The 3,955-nt window shown below is 46.8% G+C and carries 7 protein-coding genes and 1 pseudogene; all 8 read right to left on the bottom strand.

Translation table 11 applies throughout. From position 1 onward, the window contains the following. Nucleotides 1-87: pseudogene (locus FQK12_RS27545) on the bottom strand (antitermination protein); the annotation flags it as partial. Then, entirely contained in the window at nt 84-224 is a 141-nt protein-coding gene (locus FQK12_RS00310; RefSeq protein ID WP_041165271.1) for a YlcG family protein, read from the bottom strand. The pseudogene FQK12_RS27545 and the gene FQK12_RS00310, both read right to left, overlap by 4 nt. Further along, entirely contained in the window at nt 221-862 is a 642-nt protein-coding gene (locus tag FQK12_RS00305) for an MT-A70 family methyltransferase (RefSeq protein WP_014228557.1), read from the bottom strand. Before FQK12_RS00305 ends, FQK12_RS00310 begins: the two co-directional genes overlap by 4 nt. Next, nucleotides 859-1,452, bottom strand: a complete 594-nt coding sequence (locus tag FQK12_RS00300) for a recombination protein NinG (RefSeq protein ID WP_014228556.1) — start codon at nt 1,450-1,452, stop codon at nt 859-861. The genes FQK12_RS00305 and FQK12_RS00300 overlap by 4 nt, the downstream gene beginning before the upstream one ends. 166 nt (nt 1,453-1,618) lie before the next feature. Continuing rightward, on the bottom strand, nt 1,619-1,801 hold the full coding sequence (locus tag FQK12_RS00295; RefSeq protein WP_004111729.1) for a hypothetical protein: 183 nt from the start codon (nt 1,799-1,801) through the stop codon (nt 1,619-1,621). A 126-nt stretch (nt 1,802-1,927) separates the two neighbouring features. Further along, nucleotides 1,928-2,161, bottom strand: a complete 234-nt coding sequence (locus FQK12_RS00290; RefSeq protein ID WP_014228555.1) for a DinI family protein — start codon at nt 2,159-2,161, stop codon at nt 1,928-1,930. Nucleotides 2,162-2,581: 420 nt separating this feature from the next. Further along, the gene (locus FQK12_RS00285) at nt 2,582-2,875 is read right to left on the bottom strand and encodes a hypothetical protein (protein ID WP_004111726.1); all 294 of its coding nucleotides are present in this window, start codon (nt 2,873-2,875) and stop codon (nt 2,582-2,584) included. 437 nt (nt 2,876-3,312) lie between these two features. Then, nucleotides 3,313-3,831 (bottom strand): hypothetical protein, encoded by a 519-nt coding sequence (locus FQK12_RS27540; RefSeq protein ID WP_014228554.1) that lies wholly within the window; start codon nt 3,829-3,831, stop codon nt 3,313-3,315. Nucleotides 3,832-3,955: the final 124 nt, after the last annotated feature.

Below are 3,955 nucleotides of genomic sequence, written 5' to 3'. Positions count from 1 at the left end.
CAGTGAATCAGAGGCGGTAGCACGCGGAGAATCGCTAATCAGCGTGGATTTTGCGAAGTGGTATTTCACTGTATTTTCAAGGTTCATGCTGTCTCTCCCCGGATCTGACAGGTGCGTATAAAGTTTTTGAGGATGCGGTAGTCAACTAATACAGTGCCGCGATGACGGCAAAGGCGAAGCTTCATCCAGCGGTAGCGGATGCTCTCTATGGTGAGATGATTCATATCCCCTCCCTGGTGATAAATTTTCCCGAATGCATTTCAACAGAACTCTCGCACTGATTTCCCCAGCGGTCCCAGCCAGGCCATGATTCGCGCGCGAAAAGCTCCACCCGACTGACATCGCCGTAAAGCAGTTCAAGCCGACGGCGAACCTCCCAGGGTTTCTCGCTGTGCTCACCCAGGCAGGAATAAACCACCTGCTTGATAGATGCGCTCGCTCTTTCCAACCCGGCGCCACAGGTGGCTATTAGCAGATCTTCAGTATTGGCCCGCGTGTGGTTGCCTCCATTCATACGGGTTTCGCTATTCAACATCGACAGCAGATCATTGAAATCCACCAACTCACCTTCAGTTAGCGCCTTATTGAATCGCCGTTCGGCGTGCTGGTTAAGCTTTACCCATGTAAAACCCTTCATGGTGCGAATTCGAAAACCCCAGGCTTCTGCCAGCTCGATCGCTTCCTCGGTATGTGTGCCGGTGTACCACATGGCAAGAACGGCATTATCAGCAGCCAGATTCCAGACAGGGAGGCGCTTAAGCTCGACAAGACTCATAGTTTCATAGTGGTTCTCAGCAGCGCCGTTGCTAATTTTATTACCATACTGCCAGGGCGGATCGACGTAGATAAGCTGGTAAGTCATGCGGCCTCCAGCGTTTTTTTCAGTGCGCGTAAGTCGGCGTAAGCCTGCAGGCGGAGGGCTTCCAGCTCTTCGATGGTCCAGCGGTGAATCCGGTTGTCGTTATCAAGCCCCTGAACTGCGGCTTCACCGATTTTTTCCACCAGCCCGACCCGGTAAGCTTTGATATTCCCGGACTTGCCGACGTTGCAGTCATCACATTGAAGATTGATATTGATGCGGGTAAACCGCAGGTGGGAGGCTTTAGCAACGGTTCTGTAGTGGCCGGCATGCCATACTTTGGCCTGGTGGGTTCCGCAGGAAATGCACCCCTCCCCATTAGCAAGGGCAGTTTCACGGCAAAGGGTATTTACCACGCGCTCCGTAACTTCCAGCCAGTGGCTGAGAGGTTTTTCAGCCGTCGTTGGTTCAGGGCGGATATGGTGAACGGGTTTATTTTTTAACCTGTTTTGTGCCTTAACCTTTTGTTTCTCGCGCTGATGCGCAAGGTACTGGCTCTTATGCTCTTCGCAACACCAGTAAACATTCGAATAGGTAAGGTTAAACCAGGCACCGCAGCCGGGTGCTTTGCATCTGCGACGAGGGTCTCTCATATCGCACCACCTGAGTGCGACAGACAAACGGAAACACCAGCATATTTGATAGCCGGTGTCAGGAGGTACAGCTTTTGAGAGTGGTTCTTCTGCGCCATCGGTTTTTCTCCGTGGCACAGCGACTGGCAAGAAGGGTTGTTCAGACCCGTAATTAATATAGCTAATTTTAGTCCTGACTTACAGGGGGAAGCCCAGCCTTTTTACGGGCCTCATCAAGGGATCTGAGCGAGGTGACAAACTCATCCTTACGGAGCGGGAAGCCTCTTTCCACCACGCCGTTTTTTACATAAACAAGGACAGGTCCGGCATGCTCTTTAAACCCTGGAAATAAATCATCCGGTATTTCCATAAATACCTCATTGGAAACACTCCACCAGCAACGAACACGGCCAACGAGTTAATACGCTAAAAAATAACCGCGCTAAGATGGCGTATAAAGTTAACAATGGCGGCATAACTGCCACTCTCTTACAGCTCAATAAAACCAGTCATCGGCACTTTCCCACGTTTCCTGCAGGATTTGCTCTATGCGCTTTTTATCGCCATCAACGCCGCCCAGAACGGTCAGCCCATCAGTGCTTGAGCGTCTTATATTTAGTTTGCAGCCTTCATAGTTTTGATGAAGACGGCGCAGCAATTCAACTTCAAGGGCGGGAATGGCCCCTTCTGGCAGTTTTTTAGTCTTGTCGATGGTTACTTCGATTCTCATAGTATCACCCACCTAAGAACTGTATAAATACACAGTACACCTAACTTACTGAATGAGCAATATCTTAAGAGCACAAAACGTTAATTTTTATCAGTCATGGGAAAACAAAACCCACCGTAGCGGGTTGAATCTATGGAGTTTTTTAGTCATGTTCTCTAAAGAGAGACAGAGTCTTAGGTCACAGTAAACAAAAATCGCCCAACTCATGAGTGGTAAAACAAGTCATATTGACGAGACCTTATATGATTACGTAATGGCCAAATTTAATCGAGCAGTGACATCAAAACTGTTCGATTAAAGTAGTCGGGCAAGCGTGCGACACTCTTCGAATGTTATCCTTAGACAAGCTCAAGGTAAAAAATGTCTAACATAAACAATTAAATTAAATCCGATTTGATTAAAAAAATCGTTATAACTAACTTAAACCTCACTACCTTTAAGAAAATCATTATGAAAAAGCATGAACTCGTAATCACCGCCTTTATTTTTAACCAGTTCAATTTCAAAATCTGGCCATGGGTACTTATAGCGCAAAAACAAACACTTTGACTCAATATCGATTAGTTTTTTAAGGCCAAAAGAAAAACATCCAACAATATTATCATCCTTAAACTCTCTGGCTATAACCAATGTACTTAAATTCTTATTCTTAGAGCACAAGTTTAGATATGCGCGGTTGAAAACCACCTCATTTCCTCGTGAATCATTTGCCATGATAAATCCTCAGTCATCCCTAAGTAAAAGACTTAAAAATCAAGTAACAGAAGGCTCCGGTACTTGATGGTTCCATTTTACAGGAGACAATAGCAGCTTTAATGGAGTAAAGATTCAACTATTTTCAAATTGAGAAGTTTCCAAATCATTTAAACTAAAGCACATATTAATAAGCGCACCACATGAATTTAATTCAACAATTTCAGATACAGTTGCAATCTCAGCTTTTTAATACATCATGCGGCTGCGTCCCTTTTCTGACATAACTCAGGAAAATTGCCCATCACCAGTACCTCAACGAACGGTGGCGGCACAAAGTTGCCGAAGCGTGCTAACAGAAAGAAAAAAACCGCAACAGCGGGTTTATACAACGACCACCAGCAGCAGACCTTCCAGCTCAATGACACGCTTGCAGGTGTCTTCCAGTAAAGAGTCCATCATTTCACCTCCTGTGGAGCGACTGCGAGCATTGCGGTGCGGCGTTCCTGTAACTCACACAATGCTCTTACTATCTGGCTGCATTCAATAACCTCAGCCTCTGAAGCGGATTCAGCCATAACCTCGAAGTGTGATTTCATCGCCAAGTATAGTGATTCTAACTCTTCATGCGTTAAGCGTTCATCAATACTTCTCCACTTAATGCCTGCATCTGTCATGGCTTTCTCGTAAATAATCGCAGTTTGGGCGGCAGTATAATGCTTCCAGATAGTAGGGGTTACGACCATGCGTGCTGCCGGTTCGCGCTCCAGCTCAGCGATGCGCTTTTCAGCCGCATCCAAGTTATTCCCCAACTTCTGCGCCATGTGGAACCAGTTTGCTCGCTGCTCTTCCTTAAGCTCCAGCGCCTCTACCACAGCGAGAACATTATCGGCTTTTACGTACAGGCTTTCGCCAAACTCATTTGCTGATGCTGCTCGACGCTTCATGCTCTGCGCCAGTTCGGTGATATCAGTCATGCTGCACGCTCCTGTTCATCATTTTTCACACAGCAAAGAGAATGCTGTTGCTGCCACTCGCGGAACCTGTCCATTGCCAAGGGCTTTAATTCTGTCCACCCGATGGGCCAGCCCATGAACCACT

Source organism: Klebsiella sp. ME-303, from assembly GCF_007910085.1.
Taxonomy (GTDB): domain Bacteria; phylum Pseudomonadota; class Gammaproteobacteria; order Enterobacterales; family Enterobacteriaceae; genus Klebsiella; species Klebsiella michiganensis.
Note: the sequence above shows the minus strand (reverse complement) of the source record. Positions and strands in the feature narration are given on the sequence as shown.